We start from the raw sequence: 23,702 nt of genomic DNA, 5'->3' as shown, positions 1-23,702 counted from the left end.
CTAGGAAGCCTGGCGGGCGATCAGCAGATTGCCCAGGAAATCGACGCTGCCGGCAAAGCCCGGTTCGATCCAGATCGTGGTGTCCGGCTGTTCCAGGATGGCCGGTCCGGCGATCTCGGCCCCCACGGGCAGGTCCAGGCGCGCGTAACGCGCGGCGTCGCGCCACTGGCCGGCGTGGAATACCCGCTGCGTGCCCAGCGGCTCCGGCATGGCCTGGCAGGTCGGAGCCAGCAGCGTCAAGTCGAACTTGGGCCGCTGACCGATGCGCGCATAGCGCAGGTTAAGGATACGGATGGGAATGCCGGCGAGGCTGCGGCCGAACGCCGCCAGATAGGCGCTGTCGAAGGCGGCCCCGATGCCGGCCCGGTCCAGCTCGCCGCGGCCGATCTCGACCCGCACGGTGTGGCTCTGCCCCACGTACAGCATGTCCAGCTCGATGCTTTCGCGTATGCCCTCGAAGGCTACGCCGGCCGAATCCAACCGCTCCTGGCAGGCCCGCGCCAGGCTGTCGATGCGGGCCAGCAGGTCGCCCGCGTCCAGGGATTCCAGGGCGACGTTCAGGGTCTGCACGCCGTCGTGGCGCATGTCCGCCATGACGCAGCCCAGCGCCGAGGTCACGCCCGGGTAGCGCGGCACGATGCCGCGGGCGGCGTCCACCTCGTTCATCATGGCGCACACGTGCAGCGCGCCGCCGCCCCCGAACGGCATGTAGGCGAACTTGCGGGGATCGTGGCCCCGTTCGATGGACACGACCCGGATCGCGCCCGCCATCTTGGCGTTGGCCACGGTCAGTATGGCCTCGGCCGCGGCATGGACGTCCAGGCCCAGGGGCTTGGCGACATGCTCCTCGATCGCGGCGCGCGCCCGTTCCACGTCCATCGTGGCCAGCAGGCCTCCGCCCAACGGGCGCTCGGCCGCGATGCGGCCCAGCAGCACGTTGGCGTCGGTGACGGTGGGCCGCGTGTTGCCTCGGCCGTAGCAGGCCGGCCCCGGCACGCTGCCGGCGGACTCGGGGCCCACCTGCAACAGGCCGCCCGCATCCACGCTGGCGATCGAGCCGCCGCCCGCGCCTATGGTTTCGATCTGGATCATGGGCGCGCGCACCACCATGCCGAAATCGATGGAGGTCTGCGCCGACAGCGAGGCTTCGCCGCCCGCCACCAGCGACACGTCGAACGAGGTGCCGCCCATGTCGCCGCTGACGACGTCCGGGAATCCTGCGGCGCGCGCGATGGCGGCGCAGGCGATCACGCCCGCCGCGGGGCCGGACAGCGCCGTGCGCACCGGCACGTCGCAAGCCGTCTGACGCGACATCACGCCGCCGTTGCTCTGCACCACCAGCAGCTCCCCGCCGAAGCCGTTTGCCTGCAGGTCGGATTCCAGCCGCGTAAGGTAGCTGCCGACCACCGGCTGCAGCGCCGCGTTGAGCGCCGCTGTCGAGCAGCGCTCGAACTCGCGGATCTCCGGCAGCACCTCGGTGGCCGCCGTGACATTGCCGTTGGGCCAGACCGCGCGCACGCGCGCCGCCGCCTGCGCCTCGTTGGCCGGATTGGCGTAGGCATTGACGAAAAACAGGCAGACAGCGTCGCACCCCTGCCCCAGGAGCTCGCGCGCCGCCGCTTCCACCTGGTCCAGGTCCACTGGCGTATGCACGGTGCCATCCGCCAGCACCCGCTCGCGGACCTCCAGGCGCAGGTCGCGCGGCACCACCGGCTCGTAGTTGCCGCGCAGGCCCCACGTCCGGGGCCGGTCGCGCCGGCGCATCTCCAGCACGTCGCGAAAACCTTCCGTCGTGATGATGCCGGTGCGCGCCACCTTGCGCTCCAACAGCGCATTGGTGCCCACCGTCGTGCCGTGCACGATGGTGGCGATGGCGTCCGCGCCGTCGGCCACGCGGGCGATGCCGTTCATGAAGCCGCGCGCCTCCTCGCCCCGCGTGGACGGCACTTTCACCACGCTTGCGGTGCCCGCCGCCTCGTCCAGCACGAAAATGTCCGTGAACGTGCCCCCCACGTCCACGCCTACGACCAAGCCTTGTGCCGCGTTCATGCCGCCTGCTCCTTCTGAATTCCGCTGACATACCCCATCTTGCGGTCGTGCTCCCGCGCCGCTTCCGGCCGCTCGGCCGGCGCACCATAGCCGCCTCCTCCCGGCGTCTCCAGGCGCACGCGGTCGCCGCGCCGCAGCGCGATGCCCAGCATCTTCGAGCGCATGGGGGGCACGAGCCATTCGCCGTCCCGCTGATAGCGGAACACGTTCAACGCCGCCTCGCCGCCGCCCGCGATGCCCTTGGGCGCGCTGCGGCCGCGCTCGCCGAAGATGAACGCCTCGGCGCTGTCCTCCAGCAGTTCGATTTCGTAGATGGCGCCCAGGCCGCCGCGATGCGCGCCGTCGCCGGCCGAATCGGGGCGCAGCGCCCATTGCGTGAAACGCACCGGATACGCGGCTTCCAGGATCTCCAGCGGCGGGATCGTGGCCGTGGAGATCGGCGCGTTGCCATGGCTGAGGCCGTCGCCGTCCGAATGGCCGCCGTGGCCGCCGCCGAAGAAGCTGAACATCACCCAGCGCTGGCCGCGCCGCGCGGCGTCGCTGCGATAGCCCGCGATCGACAGCGCATTGATGGTGCCGTAGGCCTGCGCCATCGCGCGCTCCGGCTCGGCCTGGGCCATGGCGCAGAAGATCACGTCGATCATGCGCAGGATGGTCTCCGTATAGCCGCCCACCGGGCGCGGCCGGTCCGCCGAAATCACCAGGCCGTCCGGCAGCGCCACCTCCACCGCGTCCAGCACGCCGGCGTTGGCGGGCACGTCCGGAAACAGATGCTTCAACGCCACGTAGCAGGCGGCGATGGCCGTGGCGCGGGAAATATTGACCGGGCCGGCGCAGGCAGGCGAGGTGCCGTTGAAATCCAGCGACAGTCGCTCGCCCTCGATCTTGAGTTTCAGCGCGATGCGCAGGGGTTCGTCGCGCACGCCGTCGTTGTCCAGGATGTCCTCGAAGGAATACTCGCCGTCCGGCAGGCGCGCGATATGGTCCCGCATCAGGCGGCGCGCGCGCTCGCGCAGCGTATCCAGGGATTCCAGCACGGTGGCGTCGCCGTATTCGTCCAGCAGGGCGTCGAGCCGGCCCGCGCCCAGCTCCAGCGCCGCGAGCTGCCCGTTGAGATCGCCCCAGAGGCTGTCGGGCAGGCGCGTATTGGCCTTCAGGATGGCCAGCACGTCCTGGTCCAGCACGCCCGCCCGCACGATGCGCACGGGCGGAATCTGCACCGCCTCCTGCCAGCACTCGGTGGCCGCTGGGTTGTAGTTGCCGGGCACCGCGCCGCCCACGTCGTGCCAATGCGCCGCCGACGCCAGGAAGCAGAACAGCGCGCCGCTCCGGAACACGGGCCGGACCAGCTTGAAGTCGTTGGCGTGGGTGCCGCCCTCGTACGGATCGTTGAAGAGCCACACGTCGCCGTCCACCATGCCGCCGCGCTCGGCGGCCGCCCTGGCCGCCGCCTTGACGGCGAAGGCCATCGCGCCTACGAACACCGGCAGCCCGGACTTGCCCTGCACCAGCGTCGCGCCGCTGGCCGCGTCGTACATGCCGTGGCAGGCGTCATGGGCCTCGGCGATGATGGGGTTGAACGCGCTGCGGTACAGCGTGGCGTCCATCTCGTCGGCAATCTGTTCCAGGCGGCCCTTCAGGACAGCGAGAGTGACCGGGTCTAGCATGGGGTTCTTCCTTGGGGTTTGCGCTGTTTCAGCACATTCAACAGTCCGCCGGCCTGCACCATTTCCAGCAGGAAGGCGGGCACGGCGTCGCAATGCAATTCAGAGGGGCCGCCATGGGCGCGGCGGATGCGCCCGGCGGCGGGGTCCAGCGCGATGCGTTCTCCTTCGGCCAGCACCTCGGCCTGGGCGCAGGTCAGCAACAGCAGGCCCACGTTGAACGCATTGCGGAAATACAGGCCATTGAAGGATGGCGCGATCACGGCGGCGATGCCCAGCCGCACCAGGGCGGCGGCGGCCTGCTCCCGCGACGAACCGATGCCGAAGTTGGGGCCCGCCACCAGCACGTCCCCCGGCCGCGCCTGCGAGGCGAATTCCGGCCGCACCCGCTGCAGGCAATGGCGCGCGATCTCGTCGATGCCGAACTTCATGTAGGCGCCGGGCGCCAGCGCGTCGGTGTCGATGTCCGCGCCCACGCGCCAGACGCGATGCGTTGCAGCCTGATCGCTCATGCCATGAGCTCCCGGGGATCGGCCACGCGGCCGGCGACGGCCGACGCCGCCACCGTGTAGGGCGAAGCCAGGTAGACCTGCGCCGTCTCCGAGCCCATGCGCCCCTTGAAATTACGCGCGGTCGTGGAAATGACGCTGGCCCCGTCCGGAATCGATCCGCCATAGCCCGCGCAGGCCCCGCAAGTGGTGGGCAGGACCTCGGCCCCGGCCTCGCGCAGCGCCTGCATGACGCCCTCGCGCTCAGCCTGTTGCTGGTCCTGCCGGCTGGCCGGCGCCACCATCAGGCGCATGCCGCCGGCCAGCCGCCGGCCCCGCAGCACGCTGGCCGCGGCGCGCAGGTCTTCCAGCTTGGCGCCCGTACAGGCGCCGATGTACGCGACCTGTACGGACACGCCGCGGTACTCGTCGACGTCGCGCGCGTTGGCCGGGCTGTGCGGCGCGGCCACCTGCGGCGCCAGCGCGGCCGCGTCGAAGTCGTGCCATTCCGCCTGGGCGCCGGGGTCGCTGCGCCAGCGCGCAAGTTCCAGTTCGCCGCCCACGCCGGCTTCCCTCAGGTAGGCCTCCGTGGTCTCGTCCGGCGCGATCAGGCCCACCTGCGAACCCAGCTCCGCGCTCATGTTCGACAGGGTCATGCGCTCTTGCATGGACAGCGCGCGCACCGCCTCGCCGCAGAATTCCACGGCCTGGTAGCGCCCGCCGTTCATGCCGTAGCGGCCGATCATGCGCAGCATCATGTCCTTGGCGGTCACGCCGGCCGAAAGCCGGTTGCTCCAGCGCATCATCAGCGTCTGCGGCACCTTCACCCAGATTTCTCCGGTGACGGCCACGCCCAGCATTTCGGTGCTGCCGATGCCGAACATGTAGGCGCCGAACGCGCCTCCCGTGGGCGAATGGGAATCTCCGCCCACGCAGAACATGCCCGGGCGGATGTGGCCATGCTGAGGCACTACCACGTGGCAGATGCCGACCGAGTCGTACACGTTGGGCAGCCGCTGGCCCTGCGCCCAGTCGCGGGCGATGCGCACGATGCGGCGCGATTCGTCGTCGGATTCCGGCACGTAGTGGTCGATGACCAGCACCACTTTGGACGGATCCCACAGCGTGGCGCCCAGCTCCTGCAGCATGGGCTGCAGGCGGCGCGGGCCGCTGGAGTCGTGGAACATCGCCAGATCGACCGCGCACGTGACGATTTCGCCCTCGGCCACCGCGGCGCGGCCGCAGGCCGCCGCGATCAGCTTCTGGGCCAGCGTTTGAGGCTCGGCCATGGCTACATCCCAAGATAGGCCCGGCGCACGTCGTCGCTGGCCAACAGTTCCGGGCAGGCGCCGCTATAGCGCACCGCCCCGTTTTCCAATACGTAGGCCCGCTGCCCGGTCTCCAGCGACTGGCCCACGTTCTGCTCCACCAGCAGGATCGCCAGTCCGTCCGCATGCAGCCGCTGGATCAGGCTGAACAGTTCCTCGACCATCAGCGGAGAGAGGCCCAGCGAGGGTTCGTCCAGGATCAGCAGGCGCGGTTCGGCCATCAGGCCGCGCCCGATGGCCAGCATCTGCTGCTCGCCGCCAGACATGGTGCCGGCCAGTTGCGCCAGGCGCTCGCGCAGGCGCGGGAAGATGGACAGCACCTTTTCCAGGTTGGCGGCCCGCCGTTCGCGCCCACGGGCGAAAGAACCCAGCTCCAGGTTCTCGCGCACGCTCAGGTTGGGAAACACGCGGCGCCCCTCGGGCACCTGGATCAGCCCGGCCTGGACCACCTCGCGATAGTGGCGGCCGGTCAGGTCGCGCCCGTCGAAGCGCACCGAACCGCCCCAGGGCCGGCACAGCCCGCAAACCGTATTGTTCAGCGTGGACTTGCCCGCGCCGTTGCTGCCCAGCAGCACCACGATCTCGCCTTCGTCCACCCGCAGGTCCACCCCGCGCAGCACTTCCATGCGGCCGTAGCCGGCTCGCAGGCCTGTGACTTCCAGCAATTTGCTCATGCCCGCGCTCCCTGCGCGGCCAGCCTGGCCGCCGCGCCCTGGCCCAGGTAGGCCTCCACCACGGCCGGATCGCGGGTGACCTCGCCCGGCGAGCCCGACGCGATGAGCCGGCCCTGCGCCAGCACCCACACATGCTCGGCCAGGCTCATCACCGCGCGCATCACGTGCTCGATCATCAGGACCGTGACGCCGTCGTCCGCCAATTGCCTCACCACGGGAATCATCTCGTCGATCTCGCTGGGGTTCAGCCCCGCCAACACCTCGTCCAGCAACAGCAGCCGCGGCTGGGTGGCCAGCGCGCGCGCCAGCTCGAGCCGCTTGCGCCCCGCCACCGTCAGATCGGCCGCCGGGCGGTCCAGCTGGGATTGCAAGTTGACCCGCGCCGCGACCGCCTCGGCCGCCTCCAACGCCTCGCGCCGGCCGCCCAGGCGCAGGTGCGCGCCCACGGCGATGTTCTGCCGCACCGTCTGCGCGCCGAAAGGCTGCACGATCTGGAATGTGCGGGTGAGCCCCAGCCGGGCCGATTCGTGCGGCGGGCGGCCGGTTATTTCGCTGCCCGCGAAATGCACCGAGCCCGCCCCCGGCTTGAGGAAGCCCGACAGCAGGCCGAACAGCGTGGTCTTGCCCGCGCCGTTGGGGCCCACCAGGGCGGTCAGCGAGCCTCGGGGCACGTCCAGGGTGACGTCCTGCACCGCCTTCAGGCCGCCGAAGGTGATGGAAAGATTGCGCGCTTGCAGCAGGATCTCAGGCACGGGCGCGCTCCTTGACCCGCACAAGCCGGCCCAGGGATTGGCCGCAGCCGGTGATGCCCCGGGGCATGAACATGACGATCACGATCAGGACCGTGCCGTAGATGACCATGCTGATGCCCGGCAGTTCGCCGAACAGGTTGCGGGTGACGTCGCTCAGGCCGTGCAGGACCACCGCCCCCAGCACCGGCCCCCACAAGGTGCCCAGCCCGCCCACGATGGCGCCCACCAGCGCCTCGACGGAAACGGCCGGACCGAACGCGATGCCCGGGTCGATGTACTGGAACACCTGCACGTAAAAGGCCCCCGCCGCGCTCATGAAGGCGGCCGACAGCGCGATGCCGCCCAGTTTGACCCGCAGCGGATTCACGCCGATGGCGCGCGCCGCGTCCTCGTTGTCGCGCACCGCCTGGAGATAGGCGCCGAACCGCGAATGGCGCAACCATGCGGTAGCGGCGAGCGCTAGCAGCACGAAGCCCAGCAACAGATAGATGTAGCCCCGGCGCGATCCGAACTGCATATTGGCCACGCCCTCGTGCAGCGGCACCATGAGTCCGACGCCGCCGCCCGTGAACGTCGCCGACAGCGCCAGGATGCGGAACACTTCGGCGAACGCCAGCGTCACCAGCGCGAAGTACGAACCCTTCAGCCCGTAGCGGAAGGTCAGTCCGCCGACCGCAAGACCGACCAGCGCGCCCAGCGCGATCGCCATGGGCAGGGCCAGCCACGGATTCAGTCCCAGGTTCAGCTGCCCCAGCGCCTGGGCGTAGGCGCCGACGCCGAAGAACAGCGCATGGCCGAAGGACAATTGCCCGCCATAGCCGCCCAGAATGTTCCAGGCTTGCGACAGCAGGGCCGCGTACAGCGACATCATCACGAAGTTCAGCGTCACGCCCGATTGCGTCAGCGCGGCCATGGCCGCCAGCACCGCGCCGAACAGCGCAATCGCGAATAAATCCCTGCCCATGCTCAGCTCCTCGCCCCGAACAGCCCCTGCGGGCGAAACAGCAGCACCGCGATGAAGATCGCGAATATGCCCATCTGGCCCAGCGAGTCGCCCAGGAACAGGCCTCCGATGGACTCCACCACGCCGATCAGCAGGCCGCCGGCCAGCGCCCCCGCGAAGCTGCCCATGCCGCCCAGCACCACGATGGTGAACGCCACCAGCACGAAGCCGCCGCCCACCTGCGGATTCACGTAGTACGCCGGCAGCAGGAAACACGCCGCGGCGCCCAGACAGGCCATGCCAATGCCGAACGACAGCGCGTAGACCTTCTCCACGTCGATCCCCATCAGCCTGGCGCCCTGCTTTTCCTTGGCCACCGCGCGGATGGCGCGCCCCAGGTCCGTGGCGCGGATGATCCAGAACAGCACGCCGGCCACCGCCAGCGCGCCGAAGAATGCGATGACCTTGGGCAAGGCGATCATGGCCGGACCGATCTCCAACGTGGACAGCGTGTAGGCGGTGTCGATGGTGCGCGTATCGGACTTGAACCACACCAGCGCCAGGTTCTCCAGCACGATGGCCAGCCCCAGGGTCACCAGCAGGATGTTCTCGTCCTTGCCGTGGCTGGCGCGGTTGATCACGAAACGCTGCAGGGCATAACCCAGCACGAACATGCCCGCCACCACCAGCGGCAGCGCCGCGTAGGGATCGATGCCCAGGCGCTCCTTCAACAGGTACACGGCGTACAGCGCCACCATCAGCGCCGCCCCGTGGGCGAAGTTGATGATGTGCAGCACGCCGTAGATCAGCGTCAGCCCCAGGGCGATCAGCGCGTATACCGCGCCCGTGGTCAGGCCGTTGAGCACGGAAGAAAAGAGGATGGCGGGATCGAGCATGCCAGCGCTCAGGCCTTCAGCGGGAAGATGGGATCGGCCTGGCGGTAGTCCGCGGGGATGACCACCTTGATGTCGCCGCCGATCACCTGCGTCAGCAAGGGCTGCGCGCCGGTGTTCTGGCCGTTCACGAACTTGGTCGGCCCATAGGGCATGATGCTGTCCGAGAACGTGCTGGACGCCAGCGCGTCGATGATGGCGGCGCGGTCGGCGGACTTGGCTCGTTCCAGCGCGTCGGCCAGCAGCAGCACTGAGGTGTAGGTCATGAACACCTCGTAGCTGAAATAGGCGCCCTTCTCCTCCACGCGCGCCTTCAGCGGGGCCACGCGCGCGTCCTTGGGATTGAACCAGTGGTTGCAGTCGATGATGCCGTTGGCGATGTCGGGGAATTCCTTCAGGAACTTGTAGCTGGAGGCCGCGCCCCCTAGCACCGAATAGATCGCCTTGGGCTGCACCTTCTGCTGCTTCATGGCGCGCAGCAGCAAGGCGTATTCGTTGTAGTAGTTGGCCGGGATCACGATGTCCGGGTTGAGGGACTTCATGCGCAGCACGATGTTGTTGAAGTCGCGGGTGGGGTTCGGGTGCTTGACCACGTCCTTCACCTCGAAACCGTGCTGCGGCAGCGACTTGGACAGCAGCGCCGCCGTGCCCGTGCCGAAGAGGGAATCCTCGTGCACGATCATCACCGTCTTGGCCGGCTTGCCCGCCGCATCGTTCAGCGCGGCGAGGTCGGTGATGGCGCGTTCGCTACAGGCGCGGTAGCCCGGCCCGAAGCGGAAGGTGTTCTTCAAGCCGCGCTCGACGATCTGGTCGGCCACGCCCACGTCCACCACGTGCGGCAGGTTGTACTTGGCCGCGGTCTGGGTCGTGGCCAGGCAGATCGCCGAGGCATAGGCACCCACGATGGCCGACACGCCGGCTTCATTCATTTTCTCGACTTCGGCCGACCCCGCCTCGGGCCGCGACTGCGCGTCGCCCAGCACTGCCTCCAATGGCGCCCCGCCCAGAGACTTGATGCCGCCGGCCTTGTTGATGTCCTCTATCGCCAGCAAGGCGCCCAGGCGGCATTGCTGGCCCGAATAGGCGAGCGCCCCGGTCACTGGGTGCAGGACTCCGACCTTCACGGGCTTGGCGCCCTGGGAGCGGGCCACCCACGGAGCCGATACCAGGGCGGCCGCGGCGGCGGATTGATAAAGAAAGGTGCGGCGCGAATTCATGGACGATCTCCGGAGGGTTCAATGGAATTGGGCCGACAGCTCTTCGCTGACCCAGACCTTGGCGTCGATGCTGCCGACGCGAGACAGCTGCAATTGGTACTGATAGCGGTCGGGCCGGTAGAGGCCCTGCAGGAGCTGCACCGGCCGGTCGTCCACGTCGCGCACGATCCGCGTCACGGCCAGCAGCGCCGACCCGACGGACACGTCGAGGTGGCGCGCCACCTGCGCGTCGGCCAGCCGGGCCGAAATGGCCTGCGTAGCGCCGCCAAACTCCACGCCCGCCGCTTCCAGCAGCATTAGCAGGGGTTCGCGTTCGAGATCCTCGCGCGTGAAATCGGCGACGGCCTGAGGCACGTAGGTGGTGATGTGGGACAGCGGCCCGGCCTCGGTGCTGCGCACGCGCAGGCTCTTGTGCACCGGCGTGCCAACCGGAACGTCCAGCGACTCGGCGACGAAAGGCGGCGCGGACACCAGCGCGCTATCCAGCACGCGCACGGACGTGCGCAGGCCCATGTTGACGATGTTCTCCAGCAGGCCCGTCAGGTGCGCCTTCTGCTGCGGATTGGGCTTGGGCTGGCCGCCCGGCGCGGCGGCCGCGCGCAAGGGCCAGGTGCCCAGCCCGGGGCGGCGCGAAACCAGCCCGTCGGCCACCAGCATCTCCATCGCCTTGCGAATGGTGATGCGGGCCACGTCGAACTGCGCGGCCAGCGCGTGTTCTCCCGGCACGCCCTCCTGATCGAAGCGCCCTTCCTGCAACTGCTCGCGCAGGACGAGGTAGATCTGGTGGTACTTCGGAAGCGGCAATGAGGTTCCCATGCAGGGAACTCTAGGGGTGTCCTAATGTACGGTCAATGGAACAAATAGGCCGGCCGGTTGTTCTATCGGGAAAACACTGAGGGCGCGGATTCGATGCGGTTGCGGCCAAGCTGCTTGGCGTTGTAGAGCGCCCGGTCGCTGCGGATGAGCGCCAGCTCGGCGTCCGCGTCCATCGTGTGCATGGTGGAAATCCCGATGCTGACCGTCAGCGGTATGCGGCGTCCGTCCGAGGAGAACGGAGTGTCCGCAATGCGCTGCTGCACCCGCATCGCGAAGGCGTGCGCGCGCTCCATATCGGTATCCGGCAGCACGACGGCAAATTCCTCGCCGCCGATGCGGCCGGCCAGGTCGACGGCGCGCAGCTGCGCGCGCAGCGTATTGGCGAAATGCTGGAGCACGCCGTCGCCGATCGCGTGCCCCCAGGTGTCGTTGATGTGCTTGAAATGGTCCAGGTCGCACATCAGCACCGCGGCGCAATCGCTGCCGTGCCGCTTGATCCGAGCCAGTTCCGCCGCGATGCGCGACATGAAATGGCGGCGATTGGGCAAGGTGGTCAGGGCGTCGGTGGCCGCCAGTTCGTGCAGTTCGAAATCGGCGCGCTTGCGGTCCGTGATGTCGGTCACGAAGCCGTGCCAGACCACCGAGCCGTCGGGCCCCGTGCGCGGGCTGGCGTCGCCCTGGCGCCAGCGCAGGCCCTGCCCAGGCAGGCAGACGCGGAACTCCAGGTGCCAGGGCGTCTGGGCCGCTGCGGCAGCCTGCAGCGAGGTGTGGTAGCTGGCGAGGTCGTCGGGGTGGACCCGTTGCTCGATCGCCGCAGCGCTGTCCCGGACATCTTCCGGCGTCAGTTCGAACATGTCCCAGATGCCCGCGCTGACGTAGAGGAACCGCGAGCCGCCCTCGGCCGCCTGCCCGCACTGGAAAACCATGCCGGGCACCGCGTCCGTCAGGTTGACCAGCAAGTCCGCCGTGCGCTGCAGCCGTTCCGACATCGCGCGCATGGCGCTGATGTCCGTCGTGGTGCCCATCATGCGCAGCGCCCTGCCCTCTGCGTCGCGGCTCACCACCTTGCCGCGGCTGCAGATCCATTTGTAGCTGCCGTCCTTGCAAAGGATCCGGTGTTCGACCTCGTAGCTTTCGGTCTTGCCTTCGAAGTGCGCCTGCATGGCCGAGCGCACGTATTCGGCGTCGTCGGGGTGCAGGCGCTTGTACGCGTCTTCGATGCGGTTGGAGATATCGAATTCGCCGTAGCCCAGCAGCGCCTTCCAGCCGGTGGAATAGGTGATTTCGCCGGTGACGACGTTGCGGTCCCAGACGCCGGTGCCGCTGCCGGCGATCGCCATCGACAGGTTGCGGGCTTCGTCGCGCCAGCTGTCCTCGGCCGCCCGTTCGGCCGCCAGCGCCCGGCGCTTTTCCACCGCAGCAGCCGCCAGCCCGGCGAAGTCCTCCAGTGCGCGGCGGTCTTCTGCGCTGAAATCGCGCGGCTGCCCGTGCAGCAGCCGGAAGGTGCCCAGCTGCCGGCCGTCGCTGGCGCGCAGCGGGCATTCGGCGGAAAAGGGAAGAGATGCGAAGGCCGCCGGCGGCGACCCCGCCCTGGCCTGCCAGACCCCGTCGGCGTCGCTGCAGGCCACCAGCACCATGTCCACCCCGAACTGCCGCCGGGCAAGGCGGGCCAGCTTGTCCAGGGGGCCGTCCGGCTCAGCCTGCATGCGGCCCGCGCCCTCGGCGGACGCAAGTGCAGGTGCGGAAGGAAAATCACCTGTAGCGGGCATTTCGGACCTGATCAACACGGGTTCATCAACGCAGTCATGCTAGCAGTCGCGGATGACATTTTGTCACGTTACGCACCAAAATGGCATTGTTTTGGACGATATGATCGTCCCCCTATGCGGCTTCCAATCCACACTCTCCCTTCCTGGTTCCGGCCGCTCTGGCTGCTCGCGCTGACGGCGCTCCTGACCCTGCACGGCGCCGCCGCCGGCGCCCAGGGTTTCGACCGCCAGGCGGAAAATCAGCGCTACCGCCAGTGGCTGAGCGATTTCAAGCAGGACCTGGAGCGTTTGCGCCAGTCGCCCGACCCCGGTAGCGCCGACGTGGACAGCCTGTTCGCCAGGACTCTGGTGCCCGGCTCGCGCGCGACCCAGTTGGCCAGGGAGCTCGCCAAGGCTCCCGGCGGCACGACCAGCGGGGAAATCCATTTCGTGGGCATCCCGCGCATCTTCCTGGCCGTCTTGTCGGACGCGGTGGTGGCGGGAGACGGCGGCGTCTACCCGGAAACACAGGCCGCTTACGGCAAGGACACGCTGCGCGTGCGCTACATGCATGTGGACGGCGGAGGCCGGCTGGAGCCCTATTTCAACAACCCAGATGTCTTCAAGCCCTACCGGCTGCCTGAAACCGGCATCCTGGAGCGCGACGCCTATCCCTTCCTGCTGTTCGAAGACCGCGATGGCAAGCTGCGCCTGGGCGGCGTGTCCAAGGAGTTCTGGGAGCTGGTGAGGTTCATGGATGCGCTGCAACATGCTTAGGCCATTGACGCTGGCGCTGGCCGCCGTGCTGCACGGCGCCCCGGCGTGGGCCGCCTGCGGGCCGGCCGACGCGGACTTCACGGCGCCGCCTGCGCTGGCCGCGATGCCCGTATCGGTCGACCTGGCCGACGAGCGCGTGCTGCTGGGCCGCAACGGCGAACGCGTCGCGACGCGCCGTGCCCCGGTCTGGATGGCCGAAAGCGGCGATCCGCTGCCGCAAACCTGGATGGACAAGGTCGACTGGTCCGCCTACCGGCAGGACGGCGGCGAGTCCGCCGCCCCCACCCGCCTCTATTTCGACACGGACGGCCGGCTATGCCGCGCGCTGCGCTATGACGTCCCGCGGCGCGGCGGCAGCGCGGGCGCGCCTTTCCTGATGGGCGGCTTCTCGTTCGAGTACGACGCCGAAGGGAGGCTTGCGCGCGTGATCGAATACGAGCAGACGGCCTACCGGAAGCCCGCGGTCTACTCGGCCGTCCACCAGACCTGCCTGAAACGCGACGCGCAAGGCGCGCTGACGGCGTTGATCGAAGGCCCTTGCGACAACGCCCGAACCCCTGCGGCGAGCCGCCATTTCCTGCGCGACGCCGCGGGCCGCCTGCTGCGCGTGATAGACGCCAACGTCGAAGGCCGCGCCGTGTCGGTCCAGGCCTACGACGGCCAGGGCCGGCCGGGGCAACGCTATCTCTATCTGTACTCCCCGTATGCGCCGCCGGGGAACGGCAACATCCCCTACCCCTACGCCGAGCCGCCGCCCAACCGCGACTCCCTTTACGTGCTCGAACGGGAGCGGCTGTCCCGCCTGGCCACCGAGGTTCCCGGAAACGAATGGCGCATCGTGCGCGTCGCCGATGACGTGCCGGTGGACGACGCCGACATGCAATCCTGGAACCCCGGGACACAGACCATACTGGCCCAGGGCGTGACGGATCCGCAGGGCCGCGCGCTGCTCGATGCCGAGGCCCAGGAAAAGGTCTGGCAGGCCATGCATGACAAGCCGGGCCGGATCTTCTGGTACCAGGATCCGGTGAGCCGGATGCTGCTGGTGCCGGCGATGGACCAGGCGCGCTGGCAGGCCTGCTCGGACCCCGCGAACCTGGCCGCCGACGCCTGCGGCTGAGGCGCTCAGGCCGCCCTCGGCCGCGTATCCACGGCCAGGCATAGCAAGGCGGTCAGCAGGGCCAGGCCCACGTGTCCCGCGTAGATCGGCGAGAAATCATCATGGCGCGCCACCCCCTGCCCCAGCAACAGCACCGTGACCGCCACGCCCAGCACCCCGCCGATCTGCCGCGTGGCCTGGTTGACCGCGCTGCCCACGGCGTAGTGCTGCGCCGGCAGGCGGTTCACGGCCGCGCCCGACAAGGACGGCAGCACCATGCCCACCCCGATGCCGCTCAGCATCAGCCCCGGCAGCCACTGGCTCAGATAGGCCGGCTCGGCGCCGGGCACCAGCAGGAACCACAGCCCGCTGGCCGCGTAGACCAGCGACCCGCCCACCAGGAAGGGCCGATGGCCCAGCCGCGCCGCCAGCCTTCCGGTCAGGATCGCCGTGGGCATGACCAGCAGCGGGCCGGGCGTCACGGCCAGCCCCGCGCGCGGCAGGCTGTAGTGCCACACGCCCGTCATGTAGAAGAAAAAGGCGAAGAACATCATCGCGAACGCAATGCCGAAGCTGAGCGTGGCCAGGTTCACGTATCGGTAGGTGCGGTGGCGGAACAACGCCAGGTCCACCAGCGGATGCGGCGTTGCCCGCGCCCATAGGACGAACGCAACAAGGGACACGATCCCGATGGCGGCGGCCACGATCAGCTCGCTCCGCGCCCATGCGGGCGATTCGGACTGCACGATGGCCAGCGCCAGCGCGCCCACCCCGACGATCAGCAGCGCCATGCCCACGCCGTCCACCCGGCGCCGGGCATCAGGCTTCACGGATTCCTTGAGCAGGCCGGCGCCGAACCACAGCGACAGCGCGCCCAGCGGCAGGTTGATGTAGAAGGCCCAGGGCCAGCCCGCGACGTCCACGACGAAGGCGCCCAGGCTGGGCCCCACGGCCGCGGCCAGTCCACCCACCGCGCCCCACAGGCTGACCGCCACGGCGCGTTGCGACGCCGGGAAGGCGGCCAGGACGATGGACAGCGACGCCGGCGTCAGCAGCGCGGCCCCGACAGCCTGCAGCACGCGCGCGGCGATCAGCCAGCCTTCGCTGCCGGCCAGGCCGCAGGCCGCCGACGCCGCCAGGAACAGCACCACGCCGCCCATGAACATGCGCTTGCGGCCGTGCGTGTCGGCCAGGCCGCCTGACGGAATCAGCATGGCGGCGAAGACCACCGTGTAGGCATTGAGCACCCAGGACATGTCCGCGGCCGACGCTTCGGGAAAGCCCGCGCGCAGGGCTCCGAAGGCGGCGTACAGCATGGTGCTGTCCAGCGACACCAGGAACACGGCGATGCTGGCGACCCAGAACACGGGCCAGGGAGAGGCCGCGGGCGCGGCGGTTGATGCGGCTGGAGTGGCGGGAGCATGCATGGCGGACGCCCCTCAGGCTTGCAGGTAGATGGAGGGACTGGCGGACAGTCCTTGCTTGACCTGGAGGGTCGCTTCATCGGCCAGCACCTCTTCGGCGCCTGCCTCCAGCCCGTCCAGCGCCAGGCGCACGATGGCCTGCGGGGTGGCCTTGGGCGCGTCGATGCCGCGGGTCAAGTCCGTATCGACGAACCCCATATGCAGGCCCAGCACCTGGGTGCCCTGCTCCCTCAGTTCGTGACGCAGGCCGTTGGTCAGGGCCCAGGCCGCCGACTTGCTCATGCCGTACACGCCCAGCAGCGGACGGTTGATCCAGCTGGCGATCGACAGCACGTTCAGCAGCGCGCCTCCGCCATTGGCCGCGAGCACCGGCGCGAAGGCCTGCGCCGTCAACAGCGGGCCGATCAGGTTGGTCTCCAGGTGACGGCGGGCCGAGTCCGCGCTGCCGGGCGCCAGGAAGCCCCCGGTCGCGGCGATGCCCGCGTTATTGATCAGTACTGTCACGTCGCGGGCGTGCGCCGCGGCGGCGGCCACTTCGTCCGGGCGTGTCACGTCGAGTTTGATGGGCTCCACGCCCGCCAGCCGCACGGCCGACGGATCGCGCGCTGCCGCGTAGACCTTGCGCGCGCCGCGCTCAAGCGCCTCGCGCGCGAAGGCCAAGCCCAGGCCGCGATTGGCTCCGGTGATGAATACGACGGCGTTCCTGAGTTCCATGATGGGTTCCTCGTTGCGGCAGCGCCGCGGAGATTGGGTTGCTCTACAAACCACAAATATGATGATCATCATATTTGTGGCGGACAAAAAGGCCGCGCAATGCGGCCCTGGAAAATTATCAGCGGGCGGACGGCCCTTCGTGGTCGTACTGGTCCAGGATCGCCTTGCGCGCGGATGCCAGCACCTTCCGACCTTGAGCGTTGTCGCCCAGCGCGCGGGCCAGTTGCAGGGCGCCCACCAAGGTGCTCGTCACCGCTGCCGCCGCGTGCTCGCCCGCCGTGGCCGGCAGCACCTGGCGGACGCCATCGAGCAGCCGCTGCACCCGGACGGCCCCGGCCTCGCGCACGTCGGCCGACTGGCGCGGAATCTCCGAGGCCAGCGCCGCTACCGGGCAGCCGCGTTCGCAACCGCCCAGGTGCGCCTCGCTCAGGTAGGTATCGACCCAGGCGCGCAGCGGGCTCGCGCCTTCGGCGCGCCGCTGCGCCATGCCTTGCGACAGGCGGTCCGCGCCGTCGCGGCCCGCCCGCTCCATCGCGACCGCGAGCAGCGCGTCGCGCGAGGGGAAATGCGCATAGAAGCCGCCATGGGTCAGCCCGGCTTCTTTCATGACCTCGGCCACCCCCACCCCCGCGCAACCTTCGCGCCGGATCGCGCGCGCGGCGGCGTCCACGATGCGTTCGTGGGATAGCTCCTTGCGGGTGGCGGGAAGGTTCATGGCCTCTGGCCCAAAATATGATGGTCATCATATTAAAAGCCCGCAGCTAGGCGCGCAACTGTTTTTTAGCGGGGACGGGCCCTAACGCCAGACTTCCGGTTCGATGCTGACTTCGCCCTTGTCCGCCGAGAAATACACCACCCCATCGGAAATATTGGCGTTCAGCTGCATGGTCCGCTCGGCCAGCCCGGCCAGGGCCTTGGTCTGCTCCGAAGGCAGGTTGACGACCTTGAGGTTGCGGGTGCGCTCGAGCTTGTTCTTCACGCCGTCCCACCAGATCCTGCTGGCGGAACCGCCGTAGCAATAAATGATGACTTCCTCGGCGCGGCCGCAGGCGCGCAGGATGCGGCGCTCTTCGGGCTGGCCGACTTCGATCCACAGCTGGACCGCGCCCGTCAGGTCCTTGGCCCACAGGTCCGGCTCGTCGGTGTCGCTCAGCCCCTTGGTGAAGGCCAGTTCCTCCTGCGCATGCAGGGCGAAAGCCACCAGGCGGACCATCATGCGCTCATCGGTTTCCGAGGGGTGACGGGCCACCGTCAGCGAATGGCTGCCGTAATAGTGGCGATCGGTGTCGGCGACGTTGAGTTCGGCCTTGTAGATGGTGGCGCGCAGGGCCATGGCGAGAATCCGTTGAATGAAGCTGATGATTGAAGGCCGCCATGATACCGCCTGCCGGGCCCCTGCCCAGCGGGTTTGCGCGCAATCGCGCCGGCGCTACACTGGCCGCCCGCCCGGATTTCCCGCCCTGCGCACCCATGACCGCCACCGCCGCCCTGCTCGCCTTCACCCTGGCCGCCGCCATCCTGACCATCACGCCGGGCATGGATAGCGCCCTCGTGCTGCGCACCGCCGCCGTCGAGGGCGGCAGGCGAGCGTTCATGGCCGGCCTGGGCATCTGCGCCGGTTGCCTGGTGTGGGGCGCCATCGCCGCGTTCGGGCTGGGCTCCCTGCTGCTGGTGTCCACCCTGGCCTACGACACGCTGCGCATCTGCGCGGCGCTGTACCTGTTCTACCTGGGGGTGAAGCTGCTGTGGGGCAGCCTGAAGGGTGGGCAGTCCGCCGCCGGCATGCAAGCGCCGCGCGCGCCGGCCGCGGCCGGCCCCGCCGGCTGGTTCATCCGAGGCTGCCTGACCAACGTGCTCAATCCCAAGGTCGGCATCTTCTACATCACCTTCCTGCCCCAGTTCATTCCGGCGGGCGCGGACGTGCTGCGCTTCAGCCTGCTGCTGGCCGCGATCCACGCCCTGCTGGGCGTGCTGTGGTTCGCGCTGCTGGTGGCGGCGACGCGCCCGCTGGCGCGCTGGCTGTCACGGCCCGCCGTCATGCGCGGACTGGACCGCATGACGGGCGCCGTCTTCATCGCGTTCGGGTTGAAGCTGGCGCTGGAAAAGCGCTAAGGGTTCGGGCCACGCACCGCGGTCGCCAGAAAATCACGGGCAGCGGCGGACCAGATCCAAAATCCACCCCGTTACCGCCTCGGGCTGTTCAAGGCTCGGCAAATGAGCGGTGCCCGGCAGCTCCCTCCCCTGCGCGTCGGGCAGCATCGCGGCCACGGCGCGGCCGCGTTCCTGGATATGCGGAAAGTCCAGCGTTCCCCAGATGACCAGGGATGGCGCCGCAATCTCGTCCAGGCGGCTGAAAATCGGCCAGTTGTCGCGATTGGCTCCTCCTGGCGCAGCACGCAGCGCAATGGCGTTCATATCCAGAAACAGGCGCCGGGCGTCTCCCTCTACCCGCCCTTCCGGCGCCAGCGGGCCGTCCAGGAAGAGACGCGCCTTTATATCGTTCAGGCGGTCCAGGTCTCCCGCTACCTCCGCCTGCTTCTGCTGCGCGACCATCTCTGCCAGATCGGAAGAGTAGACGGCCTCGGGCGCGCCGGCGACGGTCGGCGCGATCAGCACAAGGCCGCGCACTCGCGACGGATGCATCAGGCTGGCGCCCAATGCGATATTCGCCCCTTGCGAGCATCCGACAAGAATGGCCGGCGCCGCGCCAGCCGTCGCATCGAGCACCGCAACCAGGTCCGCGACGGCGGAGTAGTCCTCCGCCGCCGAAGCCGTGCCCCCAAAACCGCGGCGGTCATAGGCAATGGCGCGGCAGTGCGCGCCAACAGCGTCCAATTGCGGGCGCCACATGCGTTTGTCGCAGACATTCGCATGAAGAAAAACCACGGCCGGGCCGCTTCCAACGATTTCGACGGCCAGCGTGGCGCCGCCTGAAACTACCTTGAGGGAAGAGTTCATAAGGTCTCCGCGTGGTCGGGTTCCGATCGTCGCAGAGTGTCTCACAGGTGCCGGGGGAGCGTTTGGCTGGTGGGTGTCTGTGTCTGACACCCGGGGAAAGCGTTTCAGATTTGAATGGGATCTCGTAGGGGTGTCAGACACCGAGGTGCTCGTGTCTGACACCCCCACGAGATAACCCACGGATCGAAAAAATCTCTCCCGGGTGCCTGTGTCTGACACCCGGGGAAAGCGTTTCAAGTTTGAATGGAATCTCGTAGGGGTGTCAGACACCGAGGTGCTCGTGTCTGACACCCCCACGAGATGAACCCACGAATCGAAAAAATCTCTCCCGGGTGTCAGACACCAGCCACAACGCTCAATACACCCCGATGGCGTGCCGCGCCACGAAATGGCCGTCGCCAACGGCCACCAGGGGCTGGACCAGCGGGTCGTCGCCCACCTTGCGCACCGGGCTGGGGATTTCGTCCACCAGCAGCGAGCGCTCGCGATGGCGGCGTTGCGGATCGGCGATGGGCACCGCCGCCATCAGCTTCTTCGTGTAGGGGTGCTGGGGGTTTTCGAAGATTGCCCGGCGCGGCCCGATCTCGACGATCTGGCCCAGGTACATCACCGCCACCCGGTGGCTCACGCGCTCGACCACCGCCATGTCGTGCGAAATGAAGAGGAACGACACCCCCAGTTCCCGCTGCAGGTCCAGCAGCAGGTTCACGATCTGCGCCTGGATCGACACGTCCAGCGCCGACACGGACTCGTCCGCGATCACGACCTTGGGGTTCAGCGCCAGGGCCCGCGCGATGCAGATGCGCTGGCGCTGGCCGCCCGAGAATTCGTGCGGATAGCGGTCGATCATTTCGGGCAGCAGCCCGCACTTGTCCATCAGCCAGCGGACCCTGTCCTGCGCCGCCTTGCCGCGCGCCACGCCGTGGATCAGCAGCGGCTCCATGATGGAATAGCCGACCGTCATGCGCGGATCCAGCGAGGCGAACGGATCCTGGAAAATGAACTGGATGTGGCGGCGCAGCGTCTGCATGGCGCTGCCGCGCAGCGCGCCGATGTTCTTGCCGTCGAATTCGATCGTGCCGCTCTTGCTCTTGACCAACTGCAGCAGCGAACGGCCGGTGGTCGTCTTGCCGCAGCCCGACTCGCCCACCAGCGACAGGGTCTCTCCCGGATAGAGGTCGAAGCTGACCTTCTCCACCGCGTGCACGCGTTTCTGCACGCGGCCCAGGATGCCGCCGGTGATGTCGAAGCTGGTGGTGAGGTCGCGCACCTTCAGCACGGGCCCGTTCTCGCGGCGCACCGTGGACGCCGCCGCAGCAGCAGGCGCTTCGGCATGCAGCTGCGCGGCCGCCTCGTCCACGCGCAGCAGCGGGAACGGCGCCGGCTGGTCGGTGCCCTGCATGGCGCCCAGGCGCGGCACGGCCGACAGCAAGGCCCGCGTATAGGCGTGGCGAGGGCGGGCGAAAACTTCGTCCGAACCGCCCTCTTCCACCTTGTCGCCGCGGTACATGACCAGCACGCGGTCGGCCACTTCGGCCACCACGCCCATATCGTGCGTGATGAAGATCACGCCCATGTCCATCTCTTCCTGGAGCTGGCGGATCAGCTGCAGGATCTGGGCCTGGATGGTGACGTCCAGGGCCGTGGTCGGCTCGTCGGCGATCAGCAGCTGCGGCTTGCACGACAGCGCCATCGCGATCATGACGCGCTGGCGCATGCCGCCCGACAGCTGGTGCGGATAGCGGTCCAGGATGGCGCGGGCCTCGGGAATGCGCACCCGCTCCAGCATGCGCAGCGTCTCGGCGCGCGCCGCGGCCGCGTCCAGCCCCTGGTGCAGCTGCAGGGCCTCGGCGATCTGGTTGCCGGCCGTGAAGCTGGGGTTCAGCGAGGTCATCGGCTCCTGGAAGATCATCGCCACGTCCGCGCCGCGCACGCGTTGCAGCAGGGAGTCCGGGGCATTGAGCAGGTCCAGGACCTCGCCGTTGCGCCGGCGCAGCTGCATGCCGCCGTTGACGATCCTGCCGCCGCCGTATTCCACCAGGCGCATCAGCGCCAGGGAGGTTACGGACTTTCCTGATCCGGACTCGCCCACGATGGCCAGCGTTTCGCCGCGGTCGACGTGGAAGGAGACGCCGCGCACCGCTTCCACGGTGCGCTCGGGGGTCTTGAAGCGCACGGTCAGGTCATTGACCTGGACGACGCGTTTGGGATCCATTGTTGCCATATCGATTACTTGTCCTGACGCGGATCGAGCGCGTCGCGCAGGCCGTCGCCCAGCAGATTGAAGCCCAGCACCGCAAGGAAAATGGCCGATCCGGGGAAGATCGACATCCAGGGAGCCTGGGTCATGAAGTTCTTGGCGGTGTTCAGCATCGAGCCCCACGACGGATTCGGCGGCTGCAGCCCAAGGCCCAGGAACGACAGGCTGGCCTCGGCGATGATGGCCGTCGCGATCGTGATGGTGGCCTGCACGATCAGCGGCGGCATGACGTTCGGGAACACATGCCTGCCGATGATGCGCAGATCGGATGCGCCCAGGGCGCGGGCGCTCTGCACGTAGTCCTCGTTCTTGACCGCCAGCACCTGCCCCCGCGTCAGGCGGATGAACTTGGGCGCGGCGGACACGCCGATGGCGATCATGGCATTGGTCAGGCTGGGGCCCAGGAAGGCGGCCAGCGCGATGGCCAGGATCAGGAAGGGAATCGCCAGCAACGCCTCGGTGGCGCGCGAGATGATGCTGTCGGTCCAGCCGCCGAAATAGCCGGCGGCCAGGCCGAACGGCACCCCCACCACCAGGGCGATCAGGACGGACACCAGGCCCGCCATCAGAGACGCGCGGGCGCCGTAGACCATGCGGCTGAAAATGTCGCGCCCCAGTTCGTCCGTGCCCAGCCAATACGAGGCCGACGGCGCCTTGCGGATCGTGGTGAAGCTGGTCTGGAACGGATCGTGGCTGGCGATCAGCGGCGCCAGCACGGCCAGCAGCACGAACAGCAGAACGATCCCCAGGCCCAGCATGGCGATGCGGTTGCGTTTGAATTTCGCCCAGGCGCGATTGCGGCTGCGGGGCGGCGTGACGGCCGCGGCCGTTGCGGGAAGTGCGCTCATGAATGCCTCAGGCGGGGATTGACCAGGATGTACAGGATGTCGGCCAGCAGGTTCATCACGATGAAGCCCACCGCGACGCAGAGCACCACGCCCTGCACCACCGCGTAGTCGCGCGTGAAGACGGCGTCGACCACCAGCTTGCCGAACCCCGGGATCGTGAAGACCTGCTCGGTCAGCACGGCGCCCGCCAACAGCTCGCCGAACAGCAAGGTCACCAGCGTGACGATGGGCATCAGCGCGTTGCGCAAGGCATGGCGCAGCACCACTTTGCGCGGCGACACGCCCTTGGCCCGCGCGGTGCGCACGTAGTCGGCGGACAGGGCCTCCAGCATGGCGGAACGGGTATGCCGCATCAGGTAGGCCGCGATTGCCGTGGACAGCACCAGGGACGGCATCAGCATGGTCTTGATCGACAGCCAGAAATCCTCGGACGGCGACACATAGCCCGACGCCGGCAACAGCCTCCACTGCACCGAGACCACCATGATCAGGATGATGCCCAGCCAGAAGTTGGGAATCGACATACCCGACAAGGCGGCGATGTTCGCTCCCATTTCGACGGGCTTGCCCTTGCGCACCGCGGCGACGATGCCCATGGGGATGCCTATCAGCAGCGCGAAGAACATGGCCATGGCGGCCAGTTGCAGCGTGACCGGCAGCTTCTGGCCGATCAGCGTGGTGACGGGCACGTCGGTGCGCAGCGACTTGCCCAGGTCGCCCTGCAGGACCTGCCCGGCCCATGCGGCGTATTGGACGGGCAGCGGATCGTTCAGCCGGTATTTGTCGCGCAGGTAGTCGAGGACGGCCGGATCGCGCTCTTCGCCGGCCAGGGTCAGCACCGGATCGCCCGGCAGGATTTTCTGCAGCATGAAGACGATCATCGACACCAGTATCAATGTCGGTATCGCGACGATCACGCGGCGCAAGATGAGTTTAAGCATATGGAAACCGTGAAACAGGAGCGGCGGGCGGCGCCAGCCGGACTAACGATGCGGCCGCCGCAAAGAATAACCGGACGCGCAAGGCGCGTCCGGCTGAGGCGGCCGGAAA

The 23,702-nt window shown here is 68.6% G+C and carries 22 protein-coding genes; 3 read left to right on the top strand and 19 right to left on the bottom strand.

From position 1 onward, the window contains the following. The 11 genes from JL37_RS17500 to JL37_RS17450 all read right to left on the bottom strand — a co-directional run bounded on the left by JL37_RS17500 (position 1) and on the right by JL37_RS17450 (position 12,530). Complete coding sequence (locus tag JL37_RS17500; protein ID WP_043545707.1) at positions 1-2,049, bottom strand: hydantoinase/oxoprolinase family protein; 2,049 nt, start codon at positions 2,047-2,049, stop codon at positions 1-3. Next, entirely contained in the window at positions 2,046-3,716 is a 1,671-nt protein-coding gene (locus JL37_RS17495; protein WP_043545704.1) for a hydantoinase B/oxoprolinase family protein, read from the bottom strand. Before JL37_RS17495 ends, JL37_RS17500 begins: the two co-directional genes overlap by 4 nt. Next, positions 3,710-4,225, bottom strand: a complete 516-nt coding sequence (locus JL37_RS17490; RefSeq protein ID WP_043545702.1) for a 3-isopropylmalate dehydratase — start codon at positions 4,223-4,225, stop codon at positions 3,710-3,712. The genes JL37_RS17495 and JL37_RS17490 overlap by 7 nt, the downstream gene beginning before the upstream one ends. Then, the gene (locus JL37_RS17485; protein WP_043545699.1) at positions 4,222-5,490 is read right to left on the bottom strand and encodes a 3-isopropylmalate dehydratase large subunit; all 1,269 of its coding nucleotides are present in this window, start codon (positions 5,488-5,490) and stop codon (positions 4,222-4,224) included. The genes JL37_RS17490 and JL37_RS17485 overlap by 4 nt, the downstream gene beginning before the upstream one ends. A 2-nt stretch (positions 5,491-5,492) precedes the next feature. Further along, positions 5,493-6,203, bottom strand: coding sequence for an ABC transporter ATP-binding protein (locus JL37_RS17480; RefSeq protein ID WP_043545697.1), 711 nt, complete (start codon positions 6,201-6,203; stop codon positions 5,493-5,495). Further along, the gene (locus JL37_RS17475) at positions 6,200-6,955 is read right to left on the bottom strand and encodes an ABC transporter ATP-binding protein (RefSeq protein ID WP_043545696.1); all 756 of its coding nucleotides are present in this window, start codon (positions 6,953-6,955) and stop codon (positions 6,200-6,202) included. The genes JL37_RS17480 and JL37_RS17475 overlap by 4 nt, the downstream gene beginning before the upstream one ends. Then, positions 6,948-7,919, bottom strand: coding sequence for a branched-chain amino acid ABC transporter permease (locus JL37_RS17470; protein WP_043545695.1), 972 nt, complete (start codon positions 7,917-7,919; stop codon positions 6,948-6,950). Before JL37_RS17470 ends, JL37_RS17475 begins: the two co-directional genes overlap by 8 nt. 2 nt (positions 7,920-7,921) lie before the next feature. Continuing rightward, positions 7,922-8,794 carry a branched-chain amino acid ABC transporter permease gene (locus tag JL37_RS17465; RefSeq protein WP_043545694.1) on the bottom strand — a complete coding sequence of 291 codons (873 nt, stop codon included), beginning with the start codon at positions 8,792-8,794 and terminating at the stop codon, positions 7,922-7,924. Positions 8,795-8,802: 8 nt separating this feature from the next. After that, positions 8,803-10,008, bottom strand: a complete 1,206-nt coding sequence (locus tag JL37_RS17460; RefSeq protein WP_043545693.1) for an ABC transporter substrate-binding protein — start codon at positions 10,006-10,008, stop codon at positions 8,803-8,805. Between the two features lie 18 nt (positions 10,009-10,026). Further along, positions 10,027-10,824 carry a GntR family transcriptional regulator gene (locus JL37_RS17455; protein ID WP_043545692.1) on the bottom strand — a complete coding sequence of 266 codons (798 nt, stop codon included), beginning with the start codon at positions 10,822-10,824 and terminating at the stop codon, positions 10,027-10,029. Positions 10,825-10,886: 62 nt separating this feature from the next. Next, positions 10,887-12,530: a diguanylate cyclase gene (locus tag JL37_RS17450; RefSeq protein WP_231570370.1), complete on the bottom strand. Its 1,644-nt coding sequence runs from the start codon at positions 12,528-12,530 to the stop codon at positions 10,887-10,889. Between the two features lie 177 nt (positions 12,531-12,707). Between JL37_RS17450 and JL37_RS17445 the strand changes: the two genes are divergently transcribed. Then, the gene (locus JL37_RS17445) at positions 12,708-13,349 is read left to right on the top strand and encodes a hypothetical protein (protein ID WP_043545691.1); all 642 of its coding nucleotides are present in this window, start codon (positions 12,708-12,710) and stop codon (positions 13,347-13,349) included. Then, the gene (locus JL37_RS17440; RefSeq protein ID WP_043545854.1) at positions 13,342-14,469 is read left to right on the top strand and encodes a hypothetical protein; all 1,128 of its coding nucleotides are present in this window, start codon (positions 13,342-13,344) and stop codon (positions 14,467-14,469) included. Before JL37_RS17445 ends, JL37_RS17440 begins: the two co-directional genes overlap by 8 nt. A 5-nt stretch (positions 14,470-14,474) precedes the next feature. Here JL37_RS17440 and JL37_RS17435 read toward each other — a convergent pair whose 3' ends face one another. The 4 genes from JL37_RS17435 to JL37_RS17420 form a co-directional block, all read right to left on the bottom strand. Then, positions 14,475-15,875, bottom strand: coding sequence for a DHA2 family efflux MFS transporter permease subunit (locus JL37_RS17435; protein ID WP_043545689.1), 1,401 nt, complete (start codon positions 15,873-15,875; stop codon positions 14,475-14,477). Between the two features lie 12 nt (positions 15,876-15,887). Continuing rightward, positions 15,888-16,586 carry an SDR family oxidoreductase gene (locus JL37_RS17430; RefSeq protein WP_043545687.1) on the bottom strand — a complete coding sequence of 233 codons (699 nt, stop codon included), beginning with the start codon at positions 16,584-16,586 and terminating at the stop codon, positions 15,888-15,890. A gap of 118 nt (positions 16,587-16,704) precedes the next feature. Then, a complete protein-coding gene (locus JL37_RS17425) occupies positions 16,705-17,301 on the bottom strand; it encodes a TetR/AcrR family transcriptional regulator (RefSeq protein ID WP_043545683.1) in 597 nt (198 codons plus the stop codon). A gap of 81 nt (positions 17,302-17,382) precedes the next feature. Further along, the gene (locus JL37_RS17420; protein WP_043545680.1) at positions 17,383-17,919 is read right to left on the bottom strand and encodes a YaeQ family protein; all 537 of its coding nucleotides are present in this window, start codon (positions 17,917-17,919) and stop codon (positions 17,383-17,385) included. Between the two features lie 137 nt (positions 17,920-18,056). On the opposite strand from JL37_RS17420, the gene JL37_RS17415 reads away from it, so the two are divergent. After that, positions 18,057-18,698: a LysE family translocator gene (locus JL37_RS17415; RefSeq protein ID WP_043545678.1), complete on the top strand. Its 642-nt coding sequence runs from the start codon at positions 18,057-18,059 to the stop codon at positions 18,696-18,698. A gap of 33 nt (positions 18,699-18,731) precedes the next feature. On the opposite strand, the gene JL37_RS17410 is transcribed toward JL37_RS17415, so the two are convergent. The 4 genes from JL37_RS17410 to JL37_RS17395 all read right to left on the bottom strand — a co-directional run bounded on the left by JL37_RS17410 (position 18,732) and on the right by JL37_RS17395 (position 23,593). Next, on the bottom strand, positions 18,732-19,544 hold the full coding sequence (locus JL37_RS17410) for an alpha/beta fold hydrolase (RefSeq protein ID WP_043545677.1): 813 nt from the start codon (positions 19,542-19,544) through the stop codon (positions 18,732-18,734). A 355-nt stretch (positions 19,545-19,899) separates the two neighbouring features. Next, positions 19,900-21,759, bottom strand: a complete 1,860-nt coding sequence (locus tag JL37_RS17405) for a dipeptide ABC transporter ATP-binding protein (RefSeq protein WP_156124331.1) — start codon at positions 21,757-21,759, stop codon at positions 19,900-19,902. 14 nt (positions 21,760-21,773) lie between these two features. Further along, the gene (locus tag JL37_RS17400) at positions 21,774-22,652 is read right to left on the bottom strand and encodes an ABC transporter permease (RefSeq protein WP_043545675.1); all 879 of its coding nucleotides are present in this window, start codon (positions 22,650-22,652) and stop codon (positions 21,774-21,776) included. Next, positions 22,649-23,593 (bottom strand): ABC transporter permease, encoded by a 945-nt coding sequence (locus JL37_RS17395; protein ID WP_043545674.1) that lies wholly within the window; start codon positions 23,591-23,593, stop codon positions 22,649-22,651. Before JL37_RS17395 ends, JL37_RS17400 begins: the two co-directional genes overlap by 4 nt. Positions 23,594-23,702: the final 109 nt, after the last annotated feature.

The organism is Achromobacter sp. RTa, assembly GCF_000757485.1.
GTDB lineage: Bacteria > Pseudomonadota > Gammaproteobacteria > Burkholderiales > Burkholderiaceae_B > Achromobacter.
This window is presented reverse-complemented; position numbering and strand designations above follow the sequence as displayed.

Bases quoted from the DNA above. Each gene is read 5' to 3' on its own strand.
- JL37_RS17500 (WP_043545707.1), bottom strand. From the start codon at position 2,049: ATGAACGCGGCACAAGGCTTGGTCGTAGGCGTGGACGTGGGGGGCACG.
- JL37_RS17495 (WP_043545704.1), bottom strand. From the start codon at position 3,716: ATGCTAGACCCGGTCACTCTCGCTGTCCTGAAGGGCCGCCTGGAACAG.
- JL37_RS17490 (WP_043545702.1), bottom strand. From the start codon at position 4,225: ATGAGCGATCAGGCTGCAACGCATCGCGTCTGGCGCGTGGGCGCGGAC.
- JL37_RS17485 (WP_043545699.1), bottom strand. From the start codon at position 5,490: ATGGCCGAGCCTCAAACGCTGGCCCAGAAGCTGATCGCGGCGGCCTGC.
- JL37_RS17480 (WP_043545697.1), bottom strand. From the start codon at position 6,203: ATGAGCAAATTGCTGGAAGTCACAGGCCTGCGAGCCGGCTACGGCCGC.
- JL37_RS17470 (WP_043545695.1), bottom strand. From the start codon at position 7,919: ATGGGCAGGGATTTATTCGCGATTGCGCTGTTCGGCGCGGTGCTGGCG.
- JL37_RS17465 (WP_043545694.1), bottom strand. From the start codon at position 8,794: ATGCTCGATCCCGCCATCCTCTTTTCTTCCGTGCTCAACGGCCTGACC.
- JL37_RS17460 (WP_043545693.1), bottom strand. From the start codon at position 10,008: ATGAATTCGCGCCGCACCTTTCTTTATCAATCCGCCGCCGCGGCCGCC.
- JL37_RS17455 (WP_043545692.1), bottom strand. From the start codon at position 10,824: ATGGGAACCTCATTGCCGCTTCCGAAGTACCACCAGATCTACCTCGTC.
- JL37_RS17450 (WP_231570370.1), bottom strand. From the start codon at position 12,530: ATGCAGGCTGAGCCGGACGGCCCCCTGGACAAGCTGGCCCGCCTTGCC.
- JL37_RS17445 (WP_043545691.1), top strand. From the start codon at position 12,708: ATGCGGCTTCCAATCCACACTCTCCCTTCCTGGTTCCGGCCGCTCTGG.
- JL37_RS17440 (WP_043545854.1), top strand. From the start codon at position 13,342: ATGCTTAGGCCATTGACGCTGGCGCTGGCCGCCGTGCTGCACGGCGCC.
- JL37_RS17435 (WP_043545689.1), bottom strand. From the start codon at position 15,875: ATGCATGCTCCCGCCACTCCAGCCGCATCAACCGCCGCGCCCGCGGCC.
- JL37_RS17430 (WP_043545687.1), bottom strand. From the start codon at position 16,586: ATGGAACTCAGGAACGCCGTCGTATTCATCACCGGAGCCAATCGCGGC.
- JL37_RS17425 (WP_043545683.1), bottom strand. From the start codon at position 17,301: ATGAACCTTCCCGCCACCCGCAAGGAGCTATCCCACGAACGCATCGTG.
- JL37_RS17420 (WP_043545680.1), bottom strand. From the start codon at position 17,919: ATGGCCCTGCGCGCCACCATCTACAAGGCCGAACTCAACGTCGCCGAC.
- JL37_RS17415 (WP_043545678.1), top strand. From the start codon at position 18,057: ATGACCGCCACCGCCGCCCTGCTCGCCTTCACCCTGGCCGCCGCCATC.
- JL37_RS17410 (WP_043545677.1), bottom strand. From the start codon at position 19,544: ATGAACTCTTCCCTCAAGGTAGTTTCAGGCGGCGCCACGCTGGCCGTC.
- JL37_RS17405 (WP_156124331.1), bottom strand. From the start codon at position 21,759: ATGGATCCCAAACGCGTCGTCCAGGTCAATGACCTGACCGTGCGCTTC.
- JL37_RS17400 (WP_043545675.1), bottom strand. From the start codon at position 22,652: ATGAGCGCACTTCCCGCAACGGCCGCGGCCGTCACGCCGCCCCGCAGC.
- JL37_RS17395 (WP_043545674.1), bottom strand. From the start codon at position 23,593: ATGCTTAAACTCATCTTGCGCCGCGTGATCGTCGCGATACCGACATTG.